Genomic DNA, 23,929 nt, shown 5'->3' with positions numbered 1-23,929 from the left:
TAGGATCAACCAAGATTCGGCCAGGGTTTTAGGAACGAATTGGCTTGCCACCCAGGCCAGAGTCCAAATTCTTTCCAGTATTCATGGATTTTGCGAAAAAAGCGCTTCTGGCCTTGCTTTTCCTTGCAATCGTCTTTTTCGGAACAGAAGCCGGCCTGACATTCTTACGTAGTCCTTCCTTACAATACTATAGAGATCTAAAACTCATCCATAGTTTTCATCCCGAGTACTTTGTTGCCTTAGAGCCAGGTGAGTCCAGGTATGTGCGCCATTTCGCAGGAAAATGGGAAGGACAGTTTACCGTAAACTCCTTGGGACTTCGCGGGACTAACGAAGCGATTCCCGGAAAACCGAAATTACTTTGCTTGGGAGACAGCCTTGTAATGGGATTCGGGGTCAGCGATTCTGATACATTCTGCCAACTCTTGGACGGGCTTGTTCTAAATGGAGAAGAAAGACAGGCATTGAATCTAGGAGTAGACGCCTATGGATCCAGAGGCTCTTACTATCGCTTGAAAGATATCAGCGCAAAGCTGGATAATATTAAAGAAGTCTTATTCTTTATTTCTCCCAACGATTTCGATATGCCTGAAGCATTAGCGGAGAAGGGGATATTGCCGGATGATCAAACGGACGCTCTTCGGGAGAAGGACCCGAACTACGCTCGTAATTTTAAATTACAATTTATTTTAACAAGAATTTCTTATACACTTCAGGCACTAAAGCTTGCCTGGGAACAAATCCAGGTCACCTCTGCGGTCACTAAGCACGCAGTCAAGAATGAGATCAAGAGTGCGGGTTTCTCTAAGGATTCAGGTCCTGATGAAAATCTGAAAACTTATTTTAAAGGTTCCTTCTTTAGATCCGTAAAAGGACCGGATTGCGATCCTAAATCCGAGAAGAAGGAAGCGACGGTTGCAAGTCTTGGACCGATCTGTCCCGAGCCGATCCCTTCTCATGTAAAATGCGTGGATTCTATTCCAAATTCGGAAAGCCTTTCAGTCTTGCCGGAACTTACTCAAGTGTATTATCAAAAGATGATAGAGTTATCCAAAGAGAAAGGATTTCGTTTGGTTCCTGTGATTCTTCCTATTCAGATAGAGGAGATCTATTGCTATAATAATGGAAAATATCATCCTCTAGAGAATTATGCGATCCGTGCTTCTTCTTTTTTTGAGAAAAGAGGAATAAAGGTGCTTCGCTTCAAACAGGAAACGGCTGCTATGTGTGGAACGGATGCGCAAGGAAAAAAATTCGGCATCCTAGATCATTATATTCCTGAAGACGGACATTTTACGAAACGAGGAAATTACTGGGCCGCTGAATCATTGAGAGCCAAATTGAAGGAGTTCCAACTTGCTCTTTAATTCCCTGCAGTATTTATTCTTTGCTCCTATCGTCATTTCAGTTTACTTTCTGATCCCAGCGAGATTCCAGCAGTTTTGGCTACTCGTCACTAGTCTGTATTTCTACGCGGTATTCAGAGTCCCGTTCATCTTACTATTGATCTATTCCATTGTGATCACTTATTTTGCGGTGGTATGGATGGACAAGGCTCAGTCTAGGGCCGGAAAATTATTTTTTCTGAATATAGCTATTTTTGGGAATTTGCTCTTTCTATACTTATTCAAATATCTGGATTTCTCTTTAACCGTCTGGAATACGGTTTTGGGTCTGGAGCCTTGCGAGCCTCATTATGCGAGTCCTTCTGGGATCCTATTGCCTATGGGGATTTCCTTTTTTACTCTACAAGCGATCGCTTATGCGGTGGACGTTTATCACAAGAAGGTCGAAAGAGCACAGAGCTTATTCCAATTCGGACTTTTCTTGAGTTTCTTTCCTCAGCTTGTGGCGGGACCTATCATTCGCGCTCAGGATATGCTGCATCAATTCCTGGAGACCTACAAATTTAAAAAGGAAAATCTTCTTCCGGGGATTCGTCAACTTGCTTGGGGACTCTTTAAGAAGACATTTGTGGCAGATCCGATTGCTGCAGTTGTGGACCCAGTGTTCGCGGATCCTATGCATTATGGTTGGTTCTCCTTAGCGATCACAGGCTCTCTCTATATTATACAAATGTACTGCGATTTTTCTGGATATTCCGATGTGGCAATCGGGACCGGAAGGATTATGGGCTTCCATATTCCAATCAACTTCAGACAACCTTTCCTGTCTCAAACAGTATCCGAGTTTTGGAGACGTTGGCATATTTCCTTTAGCTCATGGCTGAAGGAGTATGTGTATATTTTTCTGGGTGGAAATAAGAAAGGAATTTCAAGAACGTACTTAAACTTATTCTTAACTACTTTCGTGAGCGGGATCTGGCACGGAGCGGATTGGAACTTCGTAATCTGGGGTTTTGTTCATGCAAGCTTGATGGTCATTGAAAGATTTGCATTCTCTTTCGAAAGAATTAAGAACTTCTGGGATAAGATCCCTAGTACTATCAAGGTTGCGTATCCATTCACGATCTTTGGTCTTTCTATGTATTTCTTCCGGGCAAGACCTGTAGAAGGAGTTGGAAACAGTGTAGAAGTCGGCTGGGCAATGGTCAGTAGAATGTTCATGGGAGTGAGCGGGGACCTGGTCGTATCCGTACCGATCTCCGTTCTGGGAACAGTGTTCTTGCTCATGTTTGGGGATTATCTCATGGAGAAGGAAACTCCTTGGGCCAAAAAGCTTTTCGAAAATCGAGTCTGGGTTTACGGAGTTTCAGGCGTATTGATCGCGATCTGTTTTATCTTATATAGTGTGACTGTAAGCCAACCGTTCCTGTATTTCCAATTCTAAGGATTTCGGATCTCTTTCGCTAATATGGCTGAGATGAACCCATACAGATATTCGTTCGGATGACCATCCAAGGGGAGAAAGATTTCTTTTCTCTCCTTCTTCCAAAGATCATAGATTTCCTTCTGAAGATCCAGAACTCTGGTATCCGAATCCATTGCGATCTCTCTGACTTCCTTTACAAGTTCGGAATCCACAAATGGCTCGTAGTTTCCCTTCGGTTCGGGAAGAAGGACTAGAACAAGAGGAACTCTATGTTCTTTAGCAAAGTTAAATAAAGAAAGTAGGGCGAGTCTATGAGGATGATCCTTGCTTAAAATCGATCCAGAAGAAGGGATCACTAAATTTTCAGCACTTTCCGGCTTATATCTTTCGTACAATACCTTTAGAGAATTATAGGTTGCGCTGTATCTGGATAAATAATAAGAAACTTGAACTAAGATCCTTTTCTTTTCGGATCCTATAAGTCTTTCCTCCTGAAAGGAATCCGTAAAATCGGAGATATGATAGATCCAATACGCCGTTTTAGGAGGATTAGAATTCTCTAATATCTCCTTCAACCTTTCTTGAATGCCAAGACTACCTACTGCATCCACCGCTAGATTTCTCACCAAGAGGTCTTGACCCTTATCCTTTAGATCTTTTTGTAAAATCCAGGGTAAGCTATTCTCGTCGAAAACCAAATAACCCATGGCCACAGAGTCTCCCAAGATCCAAATTTGCTCTTGGTTAAGGGAAGCATTTTTCTCAGCTGTTATTCTTTCCCCTAGAGAGTTCGTTCTTACTCTATACATTCTCTTTTTTTCCGGATGAAACAGAGTAATGTCCTGGTTCGGACATAGTCTCATCCAAGGAATGTATTCTTTCTTGAAACGATCCGAGAAAGAGGATATTAAATTCTTCGGAGAGGGAGATATAGAGATTGGCGCCGACAAACAATGCAATTGCTTGTCCTTCAATCTGAATTCTACAGATGGAAAGAAAGGAAGCCTGAGTAAGATCTCAAAAAATAAGAAGAAAAATGCGCTATATAAGGAAAATCGAATGAATGAAAAAGACGGAGATCTCCTATGAATAGAGAGATCCTTGGAGCTTATCATTTCGGATGTGCTTCCTCATATACTTTTTCTTCACATAATTTGAATAAACGAGAGGAGGCAGGGTTTGAGAATGGAATACGATTTTCTTGAAAACGTTTTCTCTCGGATGGATTTTTCTTGGATTCCAGAATGCAAGAGGTAAGAAACTGAGCTAAACTCTCTCTATCCTTGTCCCAACTCTCTGAAAAGCCTTTCAAAACGGAATCGGTCTCCGCTTTGGAGCCCGCCTTCAAATAAATCTCCAAGAGATAGAGAAGGATTTCCGGGTTTTTCGGATCCTTCTTCAATGCTTTTTCCAAATAGAGAGCTGCAGATCCAGGTGCTTGTCCACTTTCTGCGAGTAGGATCCCTAAATTTTTATTCGCAGTAAAATTTTCAGAATTTTCTCTCAGAGCAAGATCGTAGTAGTAAAGTGCCTCAGCAGTATTGCCTTGGGATTCTTTTTCTCTTGCTCTACTTGCTAATTCCCCAGAAGAATCGCAATTCAATGCAATTTGGGACATAAGCAAAATTATGGCGTATCGGAACTTCTGTCTCATTTCCGTAGTTTTTTTTCCCTTACGGGATAAGAAAAAGGACGGTTTTTGATTGGTACCGTCCGTCGAATTTGTACAATTTACGGGCCTTCTCATACCGCAATCTTAAAAAAGTTTCAATCTCAGGGGAGAATTTGTCCGAAGGATTTAGTACTGTAATACTCGGAAGCGGGACTAAGAAAGTGACATCTTCTCATAAGAATCTACTCCAAAATTTTCAAGAATACCTCTCGGTTGAGAAGGGTCTCAGCGATAATTCCATCTACTCGTATGGATACGATCTAAACAAGTTCAAGAACTTCTTGGAAAAAGAGCATATCGATTTCCTCGAAGTCCAAGCGAACGACATTGTTCGCTTTCTGAACGAAGAACGAAATCGAAAGATCTCCGCGAAGACGATCGCTCGCGAAGTGGTAGCGATCAGGCAATTTTACAAATTCTTAAAAGACGAGAAGAAGCTGGATTCCAATCCTACGGAGAAGATAGAAACTCCGGAAGTGATGAGATCCATTCCTGATTATCTGACCCAGGAAGAGATCGAGCAATTATTCACCGTAATCAAAGAAGACAATCTCTACGAACTCAGAGACAAATGCATCTTCGAATTACTCTATTCTTCAGGACTCAGGATCTCCGAGGCTTGCAATCTTAGACTCACTGACATGGACATGGCTGGAATGACCCTGACTGTGGAAGGTAAGGGCGGAAGACAGAGACTCGTTCCTTTCGGTGAAAAATCCTTGGACATCTTAAATCGTTATCTGAAACAAAGCAGACCTTATATCTTGAAGAATAGAAACTGCGATTATCTTTTCGTTTCCAAAAAGGGATCCTATATCAATAGAAAATCCGTTTGGAGACTTCTGAACCATTATATCAAGCGAACCGACATTAAGAAAAAAGTGACTCCTCATACTCTGAGACACTCTTTTGCAACTCACTTGTTGGAAAACCATGCAGACTTGAAATCCGTTCAGGAACTACTCGGACATATCGATATTTCCACCACTCAGATCTACACTCATATGGCGAATAAGACTCTGAAGGAAGTTCATAAGAAGTTCCATCCCAGAGGTTGATCGTTTAGGTTAGGCGTGGCCGACACCAAACAAGTCAACTATTCGAATCAATTTCGGATACAAATCCCTTCTCATCCGCGTTATGTGAGCGTAGCGCGGAATTTCGTTTACAATCTTGCCAGAGAATCCGGTTTTTCTCTCTATGATGCTGCCGACCTGAAATTAGCGGTTGGGGAATGCCTTTTAAACGTGATCAAGCATGCCTACTTGGGCAAACCAAATTATCCGATCTTCTTGGAGATCACTCTTTTAGAAAATAGAATGGAAGTGCGTATCCGCGACTTCGGAGTTCAAAAGAATATTTCAGAGATTCGAGGCTATGATCCGGGAGACTATAGAGAAGAAGGGTTGGGACTCTATCTTGTACGAAAACTCACGGATCACTTCTATATAGATCAGTCTGGAAAGGGAAATCGTCTCATCCTTACCAAGATGAAATAATCGATAAAAATTTCTTTCCTCAAAATATTCCTAAGATAACGACTTGCAGAATATTCCCTGAGTGAGTCAATTTTGCATATTCTTCATGGCTTCTTTGCGAAATCTCTGAAGGATCGGATCCTAAAAATCAGAATTACTACTCATGAAATTTTTTCTATCACTCTTGATTACTTCTACTTTATTGATCGTAGGCTGCAGAAAGGGACCTTCTCTCAGTAGAGAAGAAGTCAAAGACCTAAGCCAAAGCTATATTAGAGAATTATGTAAAAAAAATTTGGAATGTTCTGCGGAATATATCGAGGCACTTCCTTCAAAGGATCAGGATTCCGCTAAGTCGGGTTTTTCCTCGTTGGACCAGTGTATGATCGATCAGAAAGATCAGACCATTTTGCCGGACGAATACGAAAAAGTAACGGATGAGCAGATCGCTAAAGTGAAACGCTGTATGGATGATCTGTTAAAAACTCCCTGCACCGAAATGGAGCAGTCCGGTGGAATTCCTTCTTGCCGAGACCTTTTTCCGGACGAGGGCTGATTAAGAGTTTGCGGGGTTTTCCGTTTCGGAAGCTTCTTCTTGCAATAGGCCCAAACGCTTGGGCTTTACTTTAGAATGGGCGATTTGTCCGTCTCCGCCCAAATATAAATAGGAAGGGCCGGGGATATCCTTCAATTTTACGCTGAATTTCTTGTTCCTACCTAGATTCACTTCTACTCCAGGATAGATCTCTCTTTCGACTTCTACAAAAGAATTTCGGTCCGGATCAAAGGATAGAAGTGCGGATTGTTCCTGCGCGAATAGATTCTCCAAGATGGAATTGTATTTTTGACGAATTGCCTGCAATTTAGGGATACTTTCTTTTTCATCAGCGGTTAAGGCTCTTCTTTGAGAGTCATCGTTTAACTTCTGAATACTCGTATCCACTTTCTTCAGTATGTCCTGATTTTTTCTGATTTCCGATTTCAATCCTTCTAATTCGGAAAGAAGTTCGGGAGGCATCCCACAGCTCAGGACGGTTCTTGTTTCTACAATGGCGCCTAACTTAGAGCAAGCGATCGTCTTTCCGGAAACACATTGTCCGCCGATGATTTCTCCTCTTCCTCCGCGAACGACTATGGCTTCGCCGGCGATGAGCTCGGAATGCATGGCAGCCTCTTCTATAAAGATGGAATTCTTGGCCTGCATTTTTCCTTGCTCTACGAATTTGGCATAGATGTCGGAACCGGATTCGATCATTCCTCCGTTCCTGCCCATGAAGCCACCGGAGAGAACGATATCTCCTTTCGCTTTCAAGAATACCTTACCGACTGATTTCTTTACTATGATGGAACCGTCCGTTTCTAAGGTAAATCCGTCCGCTATCGATTCTTCTACAATGATAGTTCCTGGGAAATTAATATTGCCTGTGGAGAAATCCACGTTTTCTAGAAGACAAACCTCATCTACTCGGATCAGACCGAAACGATCGATGATCGGTCTTCCGTCGATTAAAGCGAAGATAACGTTTCCATCTTCCGAGGTCTTGATATTCGGGCCAAGTTTCCATTCTGCAATCTTGCCTTCTTCGTAACCTAAGACTTCTCCTTTTACATTCTTGCCTGCTTTTCCCGGAGAAGGAGAAACTTTCTCGGCCAGTTTCTGGTTCTTTTTTACGCTCTGGATGATCTGTATATTTTTGAAGTCCACTCTTCCGAATTCGTCTTCTTCTAAAGTGGGAGTGCCAGGATGTTGGAAGAGGATGCGAATATCTCCATCTTTTCCTGGAATCGGAGGTTCTCCATTCGCGACTAGGATCCTTTTTCCGTATTCTTCCGCTTCGGAGATCTTTTGAACGGATTCATCAAGAATTCCGAATATAATACCTTGCGAATTTAGTTGGGAAAGTATCTCATCCTTTGTGAGTAACCTTCCTCCGAACTTAGGAGGGTGCAGTATCCCGAAGACCTGCATTTTATCTTCTGTGATCTTTAAATCCAGAGTAGAAGGCTCCGGTTTGCCAGGCCATTTCCCGACCAGATGAGGCTCTGAATCCTTGGTCTTTAGAACTCGCTTGATCTCATCTTCCGAGACTCCGCTGATCTTGAACACGTCCAAGCGTTTTAGGATTTCTCGATACTCTACTTCTTTTCCTTTTTTGCCTGCGGGGAAGATTGTGAGGTAGGCGAGGCCATCCAGGTTTTCGACTTTGAAGAAGCCGTTTTCATTCTCTTCTAGATCTTTTAAAAAGGATTCTGTAAAATTGCGGATCGAGTCGCTCATCCTGGGGGGCCGTTGTTGGAGAGTAAGTCCCATCCTATTTTTTACAATCGAAAAGCGGGAAAAAGACTTTAGGGTTTCCGGAGAGAAAAATCCGAATTTCCTGTAGTATCTTCGACGGCCGGGAAAGGACTCCGGGATTATTTCGGTCCTTTTTTCCAAAATTATGTCCTTGAAAAAGACCGAAAACGGCCGATGATCCTAGGGAAACTATGGCATTTAATCCCTTCTCCATTTTGACCCAGGTCCGGGAATCCATTGACGGCATTTTGGGAAATCTTCCCCCGAAAACCGTCAAGATGATCGGAAGGGCCGCTCTCGCCTTAGCAGTCTTGATCGGTGCAGTTCTTGCTTGGTTCAGTTTTCAGAGAGGTTTGGCTCTTGCAGGAGAGGAAGATCAGGCCAAGGAATTGGATCGAAAGGCATTATTCTTAGAAGATATTGAGAGAGAATACAATCGAAAGAGAAAGGAGATCCGCTGGAGCGACCCGAGTTATTCGGACGCAGGATCTTCTTCTTTGGATTTGGAAAGATATTCTTTGGACAAGCCAAAGGAAGGACCGAATTCTCCCAAGCCTGAGTTAGAGGAAACGGATACGATCCGAAATTCTCGTCGTAAGGAAGGAGATTCGAAGGTATTCTTTCCTACGGAAAATGAAAGACCACCAAGAGAAGATTTGGGTCGTCCTGGGGCGAGTGATGCTGATTCTCCTAGATTGGAACCGAGCACTCAAAGGCAGCCTAGTTCAGAGCCAAAGGCGCAAACGGACGATTCAAGATTGAGTCGACCTCCTCGCAAAGAACAAAGACCTAAGATGGGTGAATAAGGATGAAGCGATCTCTCTCCTTTGCAATACTGCTAATATTATTTTCTATAACAAATATCGATGCTGATTTTCCTCTTCCTTTTCCGGAGAGAATCGATCTTTCGGAAGAGGTCCAAGCTTCTAATTTAGAAGCTTCCGATACAAATACTGGTATTTCAAATTCTTCTAATGTTCAGGAGATTTCTTCGAATTCAGCAAGTGCTTCAAGTAATTCCGTAGAAATGCAGAGTGCAAATAGCTCTGAAAGTACGTCTCCTTCTTCTGAAAAAACAATCGGAGAAGAAAAGAAATTCGTAGCGAAAGAGAAGAAGACCCAACTCCCGAATCTTTCCGAAAAAAAGGAAAAGAAAAACGGCAAGAAGAAAGATGTCCAAGATCCGAGTAAGGCCGCATTCGATCGAGGGCTCTTGCGTTTGAGGAACGGGCAAAAAGATGCCGCTAAAGAAGAATTCAACAAAGCAGCCACCACAGAAGGGAGCGCGAGCGCCCAAGCAAAATTAGAATTATCTAAATTAGAAGATCCTAAGGCCCAAGAAGTAGAAAGCTCCGGCGAAGAAGACGATTCCAAATGGAAGACTTCTCTAGAGTCTGCGAGATCCATGAGAGCTCAAGGAAAGAATACAGAAGCGGAAGCAGTTCTATTGCGTGTCGCTACGGAAGGAAGCGGAGAGTTTCGCTCAAGAGCTCTTTTGCAATTAGGCGATATGCTTTTTCGTTCCGGCCGATATGGAGATGCCAGAGGATATCTGATGGATTTCTGGAGTCGTTTCGGTAAGACTTTTCCGAATGCAGAAGATCAAAATTCCAGAGAATTCAAGAGACAGAGAGAAGAAAAAGAATTGGGTGCCTATCTTTTATTCAAGGCAAGCTATAAGGCCGGAGAAGGGGAATGGGCCAAGAGATTCTTGCGCAAATATTTGGATAAAACCGTTTCTGAATCCGAAGGAGTGTATTCTCCCCTTCGTTCAGAAATGGAAATGCTCGCAAAGAGCAATCTTTAAGAAAGTTTAAAGTTTAAGTTAAGGAAACGTTCACTTCCAATTTTCCGAATTTGGAAAAGAGGCTGATCCCAAGCGCTTGCTTCTTAGGAATCTTGATCGTTTCATTTTTTGCGTCTACGATATTGGGAGCGGTGATCTCAATAGACTGACCTGCAGTTGCGAAAATATTCATCGCATTTCCCGTGGTCATGTTTGCGATCTCTCCCAATATGTCTTTGTATTCGTTTTTGATATCATCATCGCTCATGCCTGGCATGAGTTTTTTAGCGATCTTATAGGCCGCATCATAGTTCAGACCGTACACAACTTCACCATTGAAAGTTCCAAGAACTCCGATAATGATCGCGAGTTCCAGGGTGGTTTCGGCAGTGTCCTTGATCCCGATCTTACCGCGGATCAAATCTGTTTGCAGTATGTCTCGGAAGACGATTGTGGCTGCTTCCAAGAACGGATTCACTAACTCGGCGCGGATTTGCATTATTCCTCCGAAGCGGACCTCGCTAAACGTTCCACGGTAATATCATTCTCTAAAGACTGAGGGATTTCCATTAATATTCCGCTGACAACAGTTGCAGAATCTCTAATTCTTAAGAAAGAAGGATCGGATGCTCCGAACTGAAGTTTGGAGAAGGCAACGATCGCGTATTTGTCTCCGTCCCTATAAGGTCCGATATTCTTCTTTTGTGCAAGTCCTGGGGTACTCAGATCCTGTAGGAACTTCGCATCGGAGAGCAAAGAGAAATTGTCCTTACCAGAACTCATTTTCTTCAGTTCTCCAAGAGGTCTGTTTCTCAAAGAAACCGGCGCCTTGCCCAAGAATTTTGCGATTTTTTGTAAGCCGTCAGGCTCGTTTTGTAAAGCGATTAGTTTTGCTTTTACGGATTCCAAAGCGTTTTTACGGGCTTCTACTTTGTATTTCCCTCTTAGGACCGTTTTTCTTTCCTCGAAAGGTAGAGGCTTGCCGTCTTTTCCTTTCGGAGAATTCGGATCTGCGATCTCTTTCTGGTAGAGTTCCTGCAATTGAGCGTCTGTAGGCTCCAGGCTTTGTTCGGCCAATTTAGCAAGATCTTCTTCCGAATAAATTACTGCATCCAAATCAATTTTAGCTCCGGAAGCTTCGGACTGTACTTCCAATTCTCCGTCAGTACGACGAAGATCGGTTTGTAAAAAATTCTGCTGAACGGTTTGTTGCACGGTGGCTTCTATCCGAAAACGAAGCGGGGCTTCTTGAAGAAGTTGACGGTAAATTTGTTCCGGTTTCTTCAAATCTTCTTCAGAATATCCTGCTCCGCGGTAGGAATTCTTGGAATTTTTTTGAGCTTCTTCCCAGAGAGCCTGGCGAATTCCTTCCTCCGAATAGGTATAACCGACACCTTGTGCAAGTTTATTCAGGATATGAAATCTCTTGAGGATCATAAAGGCACATTCGGCCAATTGACCTTCTGAACCTTGTCCGCCGAAATACATATAGCATTGTCTTCTTGCGGCATTGAAAAAATCCATGGGAACGTCAGATCCGTCGATCTTACCTGCACTGATATTGGCCTTGCCTGTGAGCATGTCCAATCCGGCCTGTTCCACATCTGGTTTTAAAAGCATGATGATCAACATGAGGACTAGAATGCCTAGGAAAATGGCGGACCCCACCTTGAATAAAATATCTCTGATTGAAATTCCTTCTGGCTTTGTCATAAAACTACGTTTCAAGGAAGCCTCACCCGCGCCAGGAATCTGTAAAGGAGAAAAACCCTCCGAAAAATGCTTCAGAAAGCCGCGATTTTGATAGATACATATAATGATGCTCTATATTGCCTTAGCTCTGATTTTGGTGGGAATTCTCTGTTTTATTTACGTGTCCTTCCAACCTAATTCCAAAACCGAGCCGAGCTCGGGCGGATTTTCCAGGTCGAATTCCATTTCGAATAGAGAGAAAAAAATTTCCCAGGATGCGCTTGCTTCTATGAAGAAGCCAAGTCGTACAGAAACGTACGCTCAGATGGATTTGGCATTTGCAGAAGAGAGAAAGATCCGTCCTTCTTTTCCAAGACAAGAAGAAGAAACCTTTTTGCAAGGATCCGAAATGTACGAGAAGACTTCTTCAGAAGAGATCGTTACTCGCCCTTGGGAAGAAGAACCGAAACCACAGGTTCGAGAGGTACATACTCAGCCGGAAGAAATTCATTCTGCGCCTAAAGAAGCGGAATGGTCCATGGAAGGGATCTTGTTTTTGGATCTTTCCGGAAGATTGCCGTACGAATCCTTAAAAGAAAAATTAAAACCTGAAAGCTTGAAAGGTTTTAGAAGAATGGGCAAGGGAAGTATCCGTGAGATCCCGGGCGGATTTAGATTCCAAGCCAGCAATTCAGAATTCAGTTATAAATTGAGCGAAGTAGAAAAGATCGTCTTTTACGATGAAGGCTTCGCTCTTCTTCCCCTGAAAAGGGAATATCCTACGCCCGTATTTCTCACCAAGGATAGTGAGAAGTTTAAGGCGTATTTGGAATATACTGCAGGCGCTTGATTTCAGGCTTCTCCGAAAGATCGGAGAAGCAAAATAGAAAGCTATTTATCTTCCTTCAACCTGCAATAGTTTCGTAGTTTTAACTAAGATACGAATGGTCGCGTAGAAAGCAGCTCCGGCGCCGAAGGCCCAGATCTGAGGCTCAGTGATCGCTTCCCAAGGTTCTTGCCAGGAGAAGAATCCGTTTAGATAATTTGCTCCGAAATCGAATAATACAAAGATTACCACGATCCCGAAAAGGCTCGGATATTCTCTCTTGAGTATATTGCGGATCGAAAAGCCTAATTTCGGTTTCACATATCCGGAGAATTTAGGCAGGAATGCAGGGATCTTATTTGCCCAATCCAGATAATCGTTCCCGAATTTATCTCTCAGAAATTTTTCTTCTGCGAACATTATTCTTTCGTAATAGATTCCGAAGAATAAGCAGAATACAAGAGTCAATGGAATATCTCTAAAATAGAGAACAGGTCCTAGATACATCAGGAAGTTGCCTAAATAGAGAGGATGGCGAACCAAGGAATAAATTCCTTCTTGGTTGACTACATCGGCAACTTGTTCCTTGGTATTTCTGCCGGAAGTGCGAGCCGGTGCATAACCGATCACGAAGCAACGGACTGCGAGTCCTAAGAAACTTACAGCAAAACATACTGCTACGTAATAGAGATTCGTTTCATAAGAATCGTTCAGGAATTTAAAGTCTTTTAGAGAATAAAGGCAGAGGAGGAGAATGAAACCTGGGATATAGGATCTCCAACGAAATAGAAAATTTCCTTGTTTATCCAATTCTTCGATCAATGCCATATAATTTCCTTTTTGGTAAAGATGTATTAAGGAAGGAAACTTTGGTCCGGTCTATGTGTCAACCCATTGATTTGGCTTCCGAGTTAAGACTTAAAAGCTCTTATTTGTAGGAAGAGTTCTTGTAGCGAATTCCGAGAGATCTTTCTGAAGGATAGGATCCAGATTCCAAGGATCCAAGATCAATTTGTATCCTAGATCTTTTTTCCGAAATACGAAACTTCCTAGTTTCGTAACACCGATCGGAGAAATGATATAATGATCCGTGCTTGTCTTAATCTCTATTTTGAAATCCTGTTTGGGAGGAAGTGACTGGATTTCTTCCGCTTTATCTAAGATGACTTCGTCCGCATTTAGTTTCTTAATGCTTTGGATAAATGCTTCGGCCTCTTCTGGATCTGCTTGGATCTCTTGGCCTGAAACTTTGAGGACCCAATTCTCTCCGTCTGCGACTAAGGAAAACATTTGTGCTCTGGACGCGCTGGAAACATTCACTTCTAATACGAATTCTCTTGCAGGGAAATCAGGGATTAGATTTCGGCTAATGAAGAAATCCTGTTTTCCGGCACCGGTTGCTAATTTTAAATTTTCTTTAACTAGCCAGATCCGATTCTTTTCATCCATCACGTACGTCCCGGAAGACTTAGGCGCTCTTGCTCCTAATAATATTTTCCCCAGCGAATTTCCGGAGACATCTTTAAATTCCAAAATTGGCTCGTCTCCATCCAATCCGAATTCTTCTAAAGGAGAAGGTTGTGAATTGGAGTCGGAAAGTAGAGTGAACTTTCTCATGGAAAGACAGGTGCGTATTAGCTCTTCTATTCTGGCCCTGTCTCCAGGTGCATTTTGGTCCTGGGCGAAATGAACTGTCCATCCATCAAGATCTCTATTGAGTATGCTTTCTTGGCCCTTTCTTCCGCTAATGATGGTTTGTATCTTTTCAGGATCCAGATCGAAGAAAGGATCCGCGTTTGCATACGTATTTTGAAATTTTCCGAACGGATCTCTGACTAGAAGAAGTAAGATTCCCAAAAATAGATTCAGTAGGAATAGACTGATCCCTGGATAGTTTCGGATCCTTTGCAAATTTGATCCTAAAAGTTCCCTCCATTTCATAAGATTTGTTTATTCCTCTTACGAAGCCTTCTGAACGCATAGAGAGAGAGTAAGGCAGGAATTCCCAATAGATGAAATAGACTGATTGTAGTCTCCCATCCGAAGGGCAGGGGCTTCATCTTGAGAATGGCAGATTGTTTAGAACGAGCCTGGATCAGATCCGTTTCTCCTCTCAATAAATCGATAGAATTCAATAGAAATGGAATATTCGAATTTTTTAAAATTTCTAGAAATTCAGGAAAAGCTAAAAGATCGGATGCCAAATAGGGAGAACCGAAGACTAAAATCTTGGAGACTTGATTCGGTTTTGTTTCGAGGATCTCCTGCTTGGATCCTTTCGGGATTAACATCTTTTTATCCGAAAAATAAGAACTGAATTTTCCTTTGGCCAATGCAGAGAGAATGAATGGGCCTCCGTTTGCTCGGATTGGAGCGGAAAGGATCTGCTTTTCTCCTAAGGAAATCGGTTCCGTTCTTGCTTCTGCATCTGGACCGCTATGAGCCAGTGCTTGGAGCTTTGCCTCTTTTTGTTTTTCAGGAAGAAGAGTGATGCTAGACGGCCAAGGGAAAAGAAGGCTTGCTTGGTTCTTTGTAAACTGGCTTTCGGGATCCAAACTGTTTGTCTTTCGTTCCGAAACAATCCAAGGAGGGTAAGGGTATTTCCCTAAGACGCCTGGTTCTATTTCGATCAAGGAACCCATGGGAAGAGAATTATCCGGATCTAAAACAATATCATGGTTAATTCGAATTCCATAATGTTCTAAAAATCGGATCAGATCTTCGGACTCCGGATCTTTTTGAGCGAGCCCCGGTGCTAATTCTCCGCTGAGTAATCCGAATCCTCCTCTCTTAGTTCCTGTTTGGAAATCCATGCTTTTGGCAAGAAGAAGAAGACTTCCTCCTCCCATTAAGAATTGGTCCAGCCTCCAAGCGGCTTGGTTGGATAGAGGACCAGAGCCGGCCCAGAAGAGAAGTTCTACTCCTTCTGGAATTTCTTCGGTCTCTAGATCGATCTCGGAAATAGGACCATATTCAGCAGGAAGGATCTGTCTGAAAAAAATCCCGATCCTGTCCTTAGGAGAATCGTGTTCTTGGAGAGAAAGAGAACCTTTGGTTCGTAGGAGTGCGATCCCGGAATCTTTATCTCGTCTAAGCATTTTTCGTAATGCGTTTAATATTTGGTATTCTAATTCTTCTGTAAAGAATGCGAGAGGAAGGACTTCCGTTTTATGGCCTAGAGTGAGCACGATCCCAAGAAATGCCTGCTTGACAGAAGCGGAATCTCTCGAAGTTCTTTGCAATATCTGAGGTTCTAAACCTAACTCGATCGCCTTTCTGGAATCTTCCTCCGAATGATCCGGATCATGAAATCTAAGAGAAACATTTTCCTTTCCTACAGACGCGATCTCTTTTAATAGTCCTTTCGTTAACTCGAGTCTGGATTTGTATTCTCCAGGAATCTCGGAGGAATAGAATGCATCTATATACAATGTGGAATCCAGATCGCTTAATACTTTCTTTGTACTCTCCGTGATTAGGAATCTTCCTGAGCGAGAAAGATCTGCCTTACATCGGAAGGAAGAGAAGATCCCGTTCAGAAGAAAGAATACAAGGATTCCATTTAGAAAGAGAAACCAAGGACGATCGGAGATCTTGAATAAGGGCTGTAATAACTCTCTCACGGATATTTCCTCCGTAAGAAGAATACGTTAGAGAAGAGATTCGCTAGAATGAAACTGAGGAAATAGAATATATCGGCTCCGTCTATCAGTCCCAATCGAAAGGATTCGAAGTGAGAACTGAGGGATAAGAAGGATGCGAGACTAGAGAAACTTCCCCCCAAAAATTTCAATACGGGCTGTGTTCCCACTAGAAAGAAGAATAAACAAACTAGAAGAGTTAAGATATAAGAACTGATCTGATCCTTTCCGAAAGAAGACAAAAGAGTTCCTAGGCTCAGATAGGCTCCTCCTAAAAGATAGCATCCTAGATAACCTGCAAATACGATCCCAAGATCCAGATCTCCGATTGCCCAAATCGAGAAAGGGATCGGTAATGTAAGAGATAGAATGAATCCTAAAAAGGTCCAGGCAGCTAAGAATTTTCCGAAGGCAATCTCTAACTTTCCTAAGGGCAAGGTGAATAGAAGCTCTAGAGTTCCGGATTTTTTTTCTTCTGCCCAAAGTCTCATGGTGAGAGCTGGGATGAATACAACGAATAGAAGAGGGGTCCAAATAAAGTATTCTTCCATTCCTGCAACCTTTCTGTCCCAGAAAGAATCTTCCCCCAATCCGTAGAAGAATAGAAAGGAAGATAAAAACAAATAGAAGATGGAAAACACGTATCCGATCTGAGTATTGAAGTAAGCAGACCATTCTTTTCTAAAGACAGACAATAGATTCGAATAGAAACGATACAAGTGAAAAGATTGCATTAGGGAGAAACAAGCTCCTGAAATACGGTTTCCAAAGAACGCTTTGCGATCTTGAATTCTAAAACGGGAAAGGGAGCGGAGCGAATGAGCTCAAAGATTTTCTCCGGAACTAAAGAAGAAGATTCTAGTTGGAATTCGGCTCCTTCTTCCAAGAGAGAGATGAGTTTTACTTTTACATCCTGATTCTCAAAGATCTTTTCTAAGGTTGCAAGGTTTGTTCTTGCGGTAAGAACGATAAAATTTCCTCGTTTCAGGTCGGTAACCGGAAGATCCGCGATCAGATTTCCTTTATGCAACACGAGCACATGATCGCATATCTCTTCGACCTCGGACAGAATATGAGTGGAAAGAAGAAGAATTTTATCTTTTGCTAATGTACGAATGATATTTCGAAAATGCTGTATCTGAATCGGATCTAGGCCGGAGCTAGGCTCATCTAGAATAATGAGCTCAGGGTCATGTAACAATGCTCCTGCAAGCGCAAGTCTCTGCTTATAACCTTTGGAAAGAAATCCAGAAGGAGAATGCAATTGGTCTTTTAGATCACAGAGATCTAAGACCTCTCTCTTTCTTTTTTTAAGAGTGGTCTCATCCAATCCTCGAGCCTGTCCTATAAAATCCAAATATTCGGAAGCACTCATATCCGGATACACTGGAGCGGATTCAGGGAGATAACCTAGTTTTTGTTTCACGGAAATCGGATCGGTTTCGAGTGAGACCCCATCCAAAAATACAGAACCGCTATCCGGTTTTAGGAAGCCTGTTAGAATTCTAAGAGCAGTAGTCTTTCCCGCACCGTTTGGTCCGAGTAAACCTGTGATCCTGTTTTTTGGGATTTCGAAACTGAGATTGGAAATAGCGATCTTTCCGGAATAGATTTTGGAAAGATCCGTAACTTGGAGAGAAGCCACAAGAGTTATCCTCTTAGGACTTTCCTCTCCTGCAAGTTCTTTTCCCGAGATTAGGCGCGAATGCGGAGCATTGCATCTACTTTGAATTTTCTGAGAACGTCTAAAAGACCGGGTTGCAAGTTTACTACTTCTAATTTCACACCGAAATGATCTAGAAGATTTCTAAGTGTGAGAAGTTTGGCTACCCCGCTAGAAGTGATCTTCTTAGTAGGAGTCAGATCCAGGGTAAGGTTCTGCAAGTGAGCCTTGGAAGCTTGCTCGGAAATTTCATCAAAGACTTTCTCGTACCCGTCCAGAAGTTGATTCTCAAAGCGAACGATTCCGTGTTTATTTTGTATCGTTAATTTTGCCATAAGCATTCGGCGCTATTAGGAGAGACTCCTAAAACGGGCTCTTCCCAACAATAAAACCTCTTCTTTCTAGGATTCGGCCTTTCTGGATTTTACTTAGAGTTTTTTCTGCAGAGAAAGTTCCAATAATTCGCCCTAGAGGAAACCTTCCAAGAAGCATAATCCGAACCGATCCCTAGGATAGTAAAGCCTGCACCTTCTAATAAGGATTTCCAAATTTCTAATGGATAGGCCCGGTGAAAATGCTCTTCCACCCCGGAAACTTCCGGACCGGTAAAATGAAGACTGGTCTTTAGTACACTGGATTCGGGGTCATATTCGTTCTCCCAAACTAGTTTTGTGCTTCCATGAGTCTCTTTGAGAGTCCTTCCCCGGAAATTTTTTTGAAAATTTCTTTCCGTACTCACATCGAAAAAGAAGACCCCATCCTCGGAAAGAATTGCCGAAGTTTGGGCGAAGATCCTTTCGATTTGGGCCTCTTCCAAAAAGTAATTCAAGGTATCATGGATGGAGAAGGCCAGGTCAAAGTTGTTTGGTAAAGGGGGGAAGGAGAGTAGGCTTCCTTGGACCCTGGTGCCTCTAATTAGCTTAGAATCGGCGATTTGAAGCATTTCAGCTGAATCGTCCATTCCCCAGAGTTCCGATTCAGGAGGAAGGTAAGGCCAGATTTTGCAAGTGCCGCAGCCCATGTCGAAGATACTACAAGGAGGAAAACTCCCGGTGCCAATCTGGTATCCTTCTAAAATCATAGAGGCCCAATCCGAGTAAGGAGCCTCTCTCATGACCCGGTCGTAAAGGGCCGCAAATGCGCTATAAGGCCTTTTTTTGGGGATTTGAGAAATAATTCTTGATTTATTCCCCTGGTCTCGAGTATTCCTATCCATTTGATGCGACATAATTCTATGAAAGGGCTTCTTCACAGAATCTTCTAAAAACTCAAAATATGGGCCTAGAACTCCTTTTACCTTTTTTAGCCAGTGTAGGCATTACAATCCTCCTTCGCAGGATGGACAAGTCGAATTATAAGCTCAGCCAAATCAAACGCTATACTGGAAAACTCCAAGAAGAGCTGCAAGAGATTGCGTTAGAAAAAGTCCAGTCCGTTAAGGATTCCGGAATAGAGTTAGACATCACTCTCAAACAAACTCGCAAACTCGCAGAAGATGTGAAGGCGTTAAACGAAGAGTCCAGGCAATTATTAGATACCATTCGTTCTAACCGTGATTTCTTGAATGCAGTCACTTTGGATTTGAAAGAAGTAGTTCATTTATCCTCCGATATCCGCCAAGAATCCCAATCCATCCAAGATGGGCTTGGTAGACTTGAGTTAGGAAAGAAAGAAGTTCATGCAATCGGTACAAGGATCCAGGAGATCCGTTCCGAGGCGGAGATCCTCTTGGAAGCATTCCAAGAAAAACTAAATTTTCGTTCTGATGATATTTTACAATCTCTCGCTTCTAAGATCGTTGAGTTAGAAGGTCTTCTCGAAGCCAAAGCGGATCGAATCGAGTCCGGCTTAGGTGAACTTGGAGAGGCTTTCAGACAAAAACTGGAAACTCAAACCAAATCATTGTTCAGCGACACTGTCGGTAAAGTAGATCTCGCAAGAGAAGAAATACGTTCCCTTCTCGAATCGGTAGAAGCAAAAGAAGAAGATCTGGATGCAAGAACCGACAGAATGCAAACTGCTTTCTTAACTGTTTCCGAAAAGATAGATCGTTTAGAAACAAGAGTAGATGAAAAAGCAGAACTTGCTGATCGTAAATTAGAAGAGACATTCGCAAGAAACGAAATGGCTCTATTACAAAAATATGATCAGGTCCTAGAACAGGTCATTCATTCTAAGGAAGCATTCTTAAACGGAGTCAGGATCGAAATAGAAGCCATTCGTAAAGAGATAGAAGGGATGAGCCTAGAAACTCTGACAAGAAGGGACGAGATCCTAAACGAGACTCGCAGACAGGCGGAAGGAATTAACGATTCCATCAATATCTTCCAAGAGAAGTATCTAGAAGCCGAAAATAAACTCTTAAAGCAGGCAGATTCCCGCAAGGCCGAGCTCATGCGTCAGATCGATACGTTCGAAGATGAATTCAATCGGATCAGTAGCGGTTTACGTAGCGAAGCAGAAGATTTGAGAAAAGAGATCCTGACCGGACTCAAGGAATTCCATTCCGCATTAGAAGTCTCCCGTTCCGACGAGGAAAGAAAATCCAGGTCCCGAATTGAGCAGATCCGCGAATCTCTCGAAGAAGAATTAGGAAAACTGCATGCTTCTAATACCGATCGCTTCCGCACTGAATGGGAAGAGATCCGAGAGAATATCAGAGGATTTAATGTCCAAGTTTCCACGCGTATGAAGGAAATGGACGATTATGTGAAAGGAGTTCGCTCTTCCTTGGAGGAAGAATTGAGAGCTCTTCACGCGTCCCATTCAGAACGCTTTAGAGGAGAATGGGAAGAGATCCGTGAGAATGTAAGGGTCTTCGATGTCCAGGTTTCTACACGTATGAAGGAAATGGATTCCTACGTAAAAGATATCCGAGAAGCTGTAGAAGGTTCTGCAGCTGATATTATCTCCGAGGCAGAATCCAAGGTGGGAGATATTGGCGGGATTATCGAAGAAGAGTTTCGCAAGATGGACAGAAGGTTCGAGCATTTCTCTCGTTCTTGGGAAGAAGAAGTTCAATCCCAAAAAGGTCATACTATGGATGCCATCAAAGGTCTTGAAGAGAGACTGGGGCAGATCCACTTTAAAGGTGCAGAATATCTGGAAGAATTCTCCAAATCTTATTCCGAGCAAAAGGATAAGATCGAAGAATTTGTCTCTAAGTACAAGGTGAATTTCAAGAAAGACGGAGACGAGGTCAAAGAAGAACTCCAGGCTCGTTATCGAGAACTGAAAGCAGAAGCGCAAAACACCGTCGATTTAGTAAAAGTAGAATATTCTGCAGTCGGAGAAAGATTGGAGAATCTGATCCGTAAGAACGAAAAAATCCTAGAGATGCAGGCGGATCGAGTTCGTACTGCTACAGAATCACAACTAGAAAAAGCTTCCGATCAGGCCAAAACAGTATTAGAAAAACTGAAAGAATCAGGCCAAGAATTCTTCGAAAGACAGGAAGAGAAGATCGATCGTTTGAACGATACTATCGATTCCAAGATCAATAAGCAATTATCAGCACTCTTAGATAAGGGCCAAGTCCAACTAGGCCAACTAGAAGATAGGATCGCAAAGCATCTTGCCGACGTGAAACGCAATTTGGAAGATGCTCTTTCTTCCGGATTGAAAGAAAGCGAAGGACAGATGAAGGATTTCCAGAACCAAGTGAAGGGACTCTTAAAAGAGACCCAAACTTCTTCCGAAGAATTCCTACGCACCGGAAGAGAAGAATTCCAGATCGCTCAGAAAGAATACAGAATATTGCAAGTGGATCTGCGCAAGGATTTGGAAGAGATCCGAGATGCGAAGCAATCCTTATTTACTGAACTGGAAGAAGAGGCGGAAAAGCTTCGTTCTTCTGTGGATGATGTTTCCGAAAGAATGCAAGAAGCGGAGAGACGTTCCGCGCTCTTCTTAGAAGTAAAAGAAGTCATAGAACGTTCCGAAGAATTCGTTTCTCAAATGAAAGAAGGACTCGAGGACGCAAATCATTCCGAAAAGATCTACGAGGATCTGGACTCGAATATGAGCCGTCTTCGCAATTTGCAGGACAACCTGGAATCTCGTATTTCCAAGGCAGAAGAAAGAGAAGCCGAAATACTTTCTATAGAAGAGAAGGCCGAAGCCTTAAAAGAAGAATTCGGCCGAATGATGGAAGAATCTTCTCAGTGGAACGATACTCATCGCAAACTTGTAGAAGCGGGAGAAAGAGCCTTCGAGATGGAATCTCGCTTCTTGGATCTGGAAGATCGCTTAGGAAGAGTGATCGCAGTTCGAGAAGAGATCCGTCAGTTGGATGAGGATTCCCAGGATCATAAGGAAAATGCAGGCAAGGTCGCTCAAAAGATCCGCGAGATGGAGAAAGAGATCTCCGTACTTGAGACTCGTGAGAAGGAAGTCGCCGAGACTCTACGCCGCACTGATGATAGATTAGAAATACTTGCAGGAAGAAAAGAAGAGATCCTTTCCGTAGAAGCTAAGTTCGACAAGATAGAAGATTTAATGTCGGAACTAGGAGAGCGTCATAAACAGATCAGCACTCTTCAACAGAGATTAGATGATATGAAAGAAGGTGCTCTAAGCGTTAAGGAAGACTTAGAAGGATTGTTAACCGAAGCGGAAGACACCTTTGAGAAGCTTTCTACTTTCATGGATGTAGTACAGACAAATATTTCCAAGTCGGGAAGCGGTAAGTCTGGAAAACAAACGGAGAAAGATCCTCTAGTAACTCGTAAAAAGGCCACTGTCTTAAATTTATTTCATAATTTCCATTGGGCTCCCGAGACAATCGCGGAGAAATTAGGACTAGAGACTTCTCTAGTGCAGACGATTATTCAGAATGAGGCGGTCAAAAAGGGATGATTTTTTTCTTGACCCAGGATTTTTTCCCCAATATGTCTCGTTCCCACTTGTATTATACGATATGCAAATAGTTTCATGGAGTACAACTTTTCGTTTTTAAGAAAAGAATGAAATTATTGAGAGCTAATCCGAAAATGATTCCTTTTTTCGAGGGCTCTGGAAATGTATCTTAAGTCAAATTCGATACGTTCCGGAAAGTCTCGGGATGGAGAATAAGGAGAAGCTCCCAAAGCTCGTTCGTATGGTACAAAAAAAGAAAACTACTGTTAAGAGGAAGAATTCCATGGCTCAAAGCGCTGAAAAGGATACCCTCATCGTCGCAAGCAAGGTAAAAGCTTATATCAAATCTAAAGGCTTTATGACTTCCGGAGACGCAGTCGACGGCTTAAACGAAAAGCTGTACGGACTGATCGACGATGCACTGAAACGTACCGAGGCGAACAAACGCACTACGGTTAGACCAACCGACTTCTAAGAGAGTCTTGATCTACATCAAGAACAAGACCGAAATCGAGAAAATGAGGGCGGCCGGCAAATTAGCCGCCGCACTTCTGGACTATATATCCGGTTATATCAAACCGGGTGTTAGTACTCTCGCTATTAACGATCTCTGCGAAGAATTCACGAAAAAGAACGGAGGAAAATCTGCTCCTCTGGGATATAAAGGTTTTCCGAAGTCTGTCTGCACTTCTATTAACGAAGTAGTGTGCCATGGCATTCCGAAAGCAGTCGACGTCTTGAAAGACGGGGATATCGTGAATGTGGATGTGACTCCGATAGTGGACGGTTATCATGGAGATAGCTCCAGGACCTTCATTGTCGGAGGCAAGGCAAGTCCCGAAGTAGAGCGTCTAGTCCAAGACGCAGAAAGGGCAATGTGGGTCGGAATAGAGCAGATTAAGCCCGGCAATCGGATCAGCGATATTGCAAATGCAATCGACGATTATCTGACTCCGAAAGGATACGGGATCGTTCGTGATCTAATGGGTCACGGGATCGGCCGAGGTTTTCATGAAGAACCTCAAGTTCCTCACTATCGTTCCAATCGTAAACTTACCAAATTAGAACCAGGCATGACGTTCACAGTGGAACCCATGGTGAATCTAGGCACTTGGGAAGTCATCTTCTCCAAAAAGGATGGATGGACTGTAACCACTCGAGACGGAAAGTGGTCTGCGCAATTCGAGCACACGATTTTAGTCACAGAAAAAGGCTATGAAATTTTAACCCTGCCATAGTAAGCTGG

Annotated in this window: 23 protein-coding genes and 1 pseudogene; 12 read left to right on the top strand and 12 right to left on the bottom strand. The window is 42.8% G+C overall.

The features are described from left to right. Window positions 1–83 precede the first annotated feature (83 nt). Both EHO59_RS11935 and EHO59_RS11930 read left to right on the top strand, forming a co-directional pair. On the top strand, window positions 84–1,367 hold the full coding sequence (locus EHO59_RS11935) for an LA_2490 family SGNH/GDSL-type esterase (RefSeq protein WP_135589121.1): 1,284 nt from the start codon (window positions 84–86) through the stop codon (window positions 1,365–1,367). After that, window positions 1,357–2,790, top strand: coding sequence for an MBOAT family O-acyltransferase (locus EHO59_RS11930; RefSeq protein WP_135588281.1), 1,434 nt, complete (start codon window positions 1,357–1,359; stop codon window positions 2,788–2,790). Before EHO59_RS11935 ends, EHO59_RS11930 begins: the two co-directional genes overlap by 11 nt. Here EHO59_RS11930 and EHO59_RS11925 read toward each other — a convergent pair. Both EHO59_RS11925 and EHO59_RS11920 read right to left on the bottom strand, forming a co-directional pair. Then, entirely contained in the window at window positions 2,787–3,887 is a 1,101-nt protein-coding gene (locus tag EHO59_RS11925) for an LA_2486 family SGNH/GDSL-type esterase (protein ID WP_135588279.1), read from the bottom strand. The two genes, EHO59_RS11930 and EHO59_RS11925, sit on opposite strands and share 4 nt — an antisense overlap. Next, entirely contained in the window at window positions 3,884–4,426 is a 543-nt protein-coding gene (locus EHO59_RS11920; RefSeq protein ID WP_135588277.1) for a tetratricopeptide repeat protein, read from the bottom strand. Before EHO59_RS11920 ends, EHO59_RS11925 begins: the two co-directional genes overlap by 4 nt. Window positions 4,427–4,605: 179 nt before the next feature. Between EHO59_RS11920 and xerD the strand changes: the two genes are divergently transcribed. From xerD to EHO59_RS11905, 3 genes are all read left to right on the top strand, one after another. Beyond that, on the top strand, window positions 4,606–5,502 hold the full coding sequence (gene xerD / locus EHO59_RS11915; protein WP_135589120.1) for a site-specific tyrosine recombinase XerD: 897 nt from the start codon (window positions 4,606–4,608) through the stop codon (window positions 5,500–5,502). A 15-nt stretch (window positions 5,503–5,517) separates the two neighbouring features. Further along, window positions 5,518–5,943: an ATP-binding protein gene (locus EHO59_RS11910; RefSeq protein ID WP_135588274.1), complete on the top strand. Its 426-nt coding sequence runs from the start codon at window positions 5,518–5,520 to the stop codon at window positions 5,941–5,943. 142 nt (window positions 5,944–6,085) lie between these two features. Further along, window positions 6,086–6,478, top strand: coding sequence for an LA_2478/LA_2722/LA_4182 family protein (locus EHO59_RS11905; RefSeq protein ID WP_135588272.1), 393 nt, complete (start codon window positions 6,086–6,088; stop codon window positions 6,476–6,478). Here the strand turns inward: EHO59_RS11905 and EHO59_RS11900 are convergent, their stop codons facing one another. After that, window positions 6,479–8,200: a flagellar assembly protein A gene (locus tag EHO59_RS11900; RefSeq protein WP_135588270.1), complete on the bottom strand. Its 1,722-nt coding sequence runs from the start codon at window positions 8,198–8,200 to the stop codon at window positions 6,479–6,481. Between the two features lie 209 nt (window positions 8,201–8,409). Here EHO59_RS11900 and EHO59_RS11895 point away from each other — a divergent pair, with 209 nt between their 5' ends. Continuing rightward, window positions 8,410–9,024: an LIC_11485 family protein gene (locus tag EHO59_RS11895; RefSeq protein ID WP_135588268.1), complete on the top strand. Its 615-nt coding sequence runs from the start codon at window positions 8,410–8,412 to the stop codon at window positions 9,022–9,024. A 2-nt stretch (window positions 9,025–9,026) separates the two neighbouring features. Beyond that, entirely contained in the window at window positions 9,027–10,025 is a 999-nt protein-coding gene (locus tag EHO59_RS11890) for a tetratricopeptide repeat protein (protein WP_246052875.1), read from the top strand. Between the two features lie 13 nt (window positions 10,026–10,038). Here EHO59_RS11890 and EHO59_RS11885 read toward each other — a convergent pair whose 3' ends face one another. After that, a complete protein-coding gene (locus EHO59_RS11885; protein ID WP_135588264.1) occupies window positions 10,039–10,503 on the bottom strand; it encodes a chemotaxis protein CheX in 465 nt (154 codons plus the stop codon). Next, on the bottom strand, window positions 10,503–11,717 hold the full coding sequence (locus EHO59_RS11880; protein WP_135588262.1) for a hypothetical protein: 1,215 nt from the start codon (window positions 11,715–11,717) through the stop codon (window positions 10,503–10,505). The genes EHO59_RS11885 and EHO59_RS11880 overlap by 1 nt, the downstream gene beginning before the upstream one ends. 106 nt (window positions 11,718–11,823) lie before the next feature. On the opposite strand from EHO59_RS11880, the gene EHO59_RS11875 reads away from it, so the two are divergent. Next, window positions 11,824–12,546, top strand: coding sequence for an LIC_11490 family protein (locus EHO59_RS11875; RefSeq protein ID WP_210413083.1), 723 nt, complete (start codon window positions 11,824–11,826; stop codon window positions 12,544–12,546). A 45-nt stretch (window positions 12,547–12,591) separates the two neighbouring features. On the opposite strand, the gene lmtA is transcribed toward EHO59_RS11875, so the two are convergent. From lmtA to EHO59_RS11840, 7 genes are all read right to left on the bottom strand, one after another. Then, a complete protein-coding gene (gene lmtA, locus EHO59_RS11870; protein WP_135588258.1) occupies window positions 12,592–13,350 on the bottom strand; it encodes a lipid A Kdo2 1-phosphate O-methyltransferase in 759 nt (252 codons plus the stop codon). Between the two features lie 90 nt (window positions 13,351–13,440). Further along, complete coding sequence (locus EHO59_RS11865; RefSeq protein ID WP_135588256.1) at window positions 13,441–14,463, bottom strand: DUF4340 domain-containing protein; 1,023 nt, start codon at window positions 14,461–14,463, stop codon at window positions 13,441–13,443. Next, window positions 14,460–16,145 carry a GldG family protein gene (locus tag EHO59_RS11860; protein ID WP_135588254.1) on the bottom strand — a complete coding sequence of 562 codons (1,686 nt, stop codon included), beginning with the start codon at window positions 16,143–16,145 and terminating at the stop codon, window positions 14,460–14,462. The genes EHO59_RS11865 and EHO59_RS11860 overlap by 4 nt, the downstream gene beginning before the upstream one ends. Further along, window positions 16,142–16,897, bottom strand: a complete 756-nt coding sequence (locus tag EHO59_RS11855; protein ID WP_135588252.1) for an ABC transporter permease subunit — start codon at window positions 16,895–16,897, stop codon at window positions 16,142–16,144. The genes EHO59_RS11860 and EHO59_RS11855 overlap by 4 nt, the downstream gene beginning before the upstream one ends. Then, window positions 16,897–17,808, bottom strand: a complete 912-nt coding sequence (locus EHO59_RS11850) for an ABC transporter ATP-binding protein (protein WP_135588250.1) — start codon at window positions 17,806–17,808, stop codon at window positions 16,897–16,899. The genes EHO59_RS11855 and EHO59_RS11850 overlap by 1 nt, the downstream gene beginning before the upstream one ends. Before the next feature lie 50 nt (window positions 17,809–17,858). Next, the gene (locus tag EHO59_RS11845) at window positions 17,859–18,161 is read right to left on the bottom strand and encodes an STAS domain-containing protein (RefSeq protein WP_135588248.1); all 303 of its coding nucleotides are present in this window, start codon (window positions 18,159–18,161) and stop codon (window positions 17,859–17,861) included. An 89-nt stretch (window positions 18,162–18,250) separates the two neighbouring features. Next, window positions 18,251–19,054, bottom strand: a complete 804-nt coding sequence (locus tag EHO59_RS11840) for a class I SAM-dependent DNA methyltransferase (RefSeq protein WP_246052873.1) — start codon at window positions 19,052–19,054, stop codon at window positions 18,251–18,253. Window positions 19,055–19,101: 47 nt separating this feature from the next. Here EHO59_RS11840 and EHO59_RS18395 point away from each other — a divergent pair. The 4 genes and pseudogenes from EHO59_RS18395 to map form a co-directional block, all read left to right on the top strand. After that, window positions 19,102–20,436 (top strand): annotated as a pseudogene (locus EHO59_RS18395) (SpiroCoCo family coiled-coil protein); the annotation flags it as partial. A 78-nt stretch (window positions 20,437–20,514) separates the two neighbouring features. After that, the gene (locus EHO59_RS18390; RefSeq protein WP_425460238.1) at window positions 20,515–22,683 is read left to right on the top strand and encodes a SpiroCoCo family coiled-coil protein; all 2,169 of its coding nucleotides are present in this window, start codon (window positions 20,515–20,517) and stop codon (window positions 22,681–22,683) included. A gap of 241 nt (window positions 22,684–22,924) precedes the next feature. Beyond that, the gene (locus EHO59_RS11830; RefSeq protein WP_010515511.1) at window positions 22,925–23,158 is read left to right on the top strand and encodes a hypothetical protein; all 234 of its coding nucleotides are present in this window, start codon (window positions 22,925–22,927) and stop codon (window positions 23,156–23,158) included. Window positions 23,159–23,165: 7 nt separating this feature from the next. Continuing rightward, a complete protein-coding gene (gene map, locus EHO59_RS11825; protein WP_135588244.1) occupies window positions 23,166–23,921 on the top strand; it encodes a type I methionyl aminopeptidase in 756 nt (251 codons plus the stop codon). Window positions 23,922–23,929 lie beyond the last annotated feature (8 nt).

This window comes from Leptospira semungkisensis (genome assembly GCF_004770055.1).
In the GTDB taxonomy this organism is placed as follows: Bacteria; Spirochaetota; Leptospiria; order Leptospirales; family Leptospiraceae; genus Leptospira_B; species Leptospira_B semungkisensis.
Note: the sequence above shows the minus strand (reverse complement) of the source record. Positions and strands in the feature narration are given on the sequence as shown.

What these genes read in the sequence shown, in the direction of transcription:
- EHO59_RS11935 (WP_135589121.1), top strand. Translation starts at nt 84, where the DNA reads ATGGATTTTGCGAAAAAAGCGCTTCTGGCCTTGCTTTTCCTTGCAATC.
- EHO59_RS11925 (WP_135588279.1), bottom strand. Translation starts at nt 3,887, where the DNA reads ATGATAAGCTCCAAGGATCTCTCTATTCATAGGAGATCTCCGTCTTTT.
- EHO59_RS11920 (WP_135588277.1), bottom strand. Translation starts at nt 4,426, where the DNA reads ATGAGACAGAAGTTCCGATACGCCATAATTTTGCTTATGTCCCAAATT.
- EHO59_RS11905 (WP_135588272.1), top strand. Translation starts at nt 6,086, where the DNA reads ATGAAATTTTTTCTATCACTCTTGATTACTTCTACTTTATTGATCGTA.
- EHO59_RS11900 (WP_135588270.1), bottom strand. Translation starts at nt 8,200, where the DNA reads ATGAGCGACTCGATCCGCAATTTTACAGAATCCTTTTTAAAAGATCTA.
- EHO59_RS11895 (WP_135588268.1), top strand. Translation starts at nt 8,410, where the DNA reads ATGGCATTTAATCCCTTCTCCATTTTGACCCAGGTCCGGGAATCCATT.
- EHO59_RS11890 (WP_246052875.1), top strand. Translation starts at nt 9,027, where the DNA reads ATGAAGCGATCTCTCTCCTTTGCAATACTGCTAATATTATTTTCTATA.
- EHO59_RS11885 (WP_135588264.1), bottom strand. Translation starts at nt 10,503, where the DNA reads ATGCAAATCCGCGCCGAGTTAGTGAATCCGTTCTTGGAAGCAGCCACA.
- EHO59_RS11880 (WP_135588262.1), bottom strand. Translation starts at nt 11,717, where the DNA reads ATGACAAAGCCAGAAGGAATTTCAATCAGAGATATTTTATTCAAGGTG.
- EHO59_RS11875 (WP_210413083.1), top strand. Translation starts at nt 11,824, where the DNA reads ATGCTCTATATTGCCTTAGCTCTGATTTTGGTGGGAATTCTCTGTTTT.
- lmtA (WP_135588258.1), bottom strand. Translation starts at nt 13,350, where the DNA reads ATGGCATTGATCGAAGAATTGGATAAACAAGGAAATTTTCTATTTCGT.
- EHO59_RS11865 (WP_135588256.1), bottom strand. Translation starts at nt 14,463, where the DNA reads ATGAAATGGAGGGAACTTTTAGGATCAAATTTGCAAAGGATCCGAAAC.
- EHO59_RS11855 (WP_135588252.1), bottom strand. Translation starts at nt 16,897, where the DNA reads ATGCAATCTTTTCACTTGTATCGTTTCTATTCGAATCTATTGTCTGTC.
- EHO59_RS11845 (WP_135588248.1), bottom strand. Translation starts at nt 18,161, where the DNA reads ATGGCAAAATTAACGATACAAAATAAACACGGAATCGTTCGCTTTGAG.
- EHO59_RS11840 (WP_246052873.1), bottom strand. Translation starts at nt 19,054, where the DNA reads ATGTCGCATCAAATGGATAGGAATACTCGAGACCAGGGGAATAAATCA.
- EHO59_RS18390 (WP_425460238.1), top strand. Translation starts at nt 20,515, where the DNA reads ATGAAGGAAATGGACGATTATGTGAAAGGAGTTCGCTCTTCCTTGGAG.
- EHO59_RS11830 (WP_010515511.1), top strand. Translation starts at nt 22,925, where the DNA reads ATGGTACAAAAAAAGAAAACTACTGTTAAGAGGAAGAATTCCATGGCT.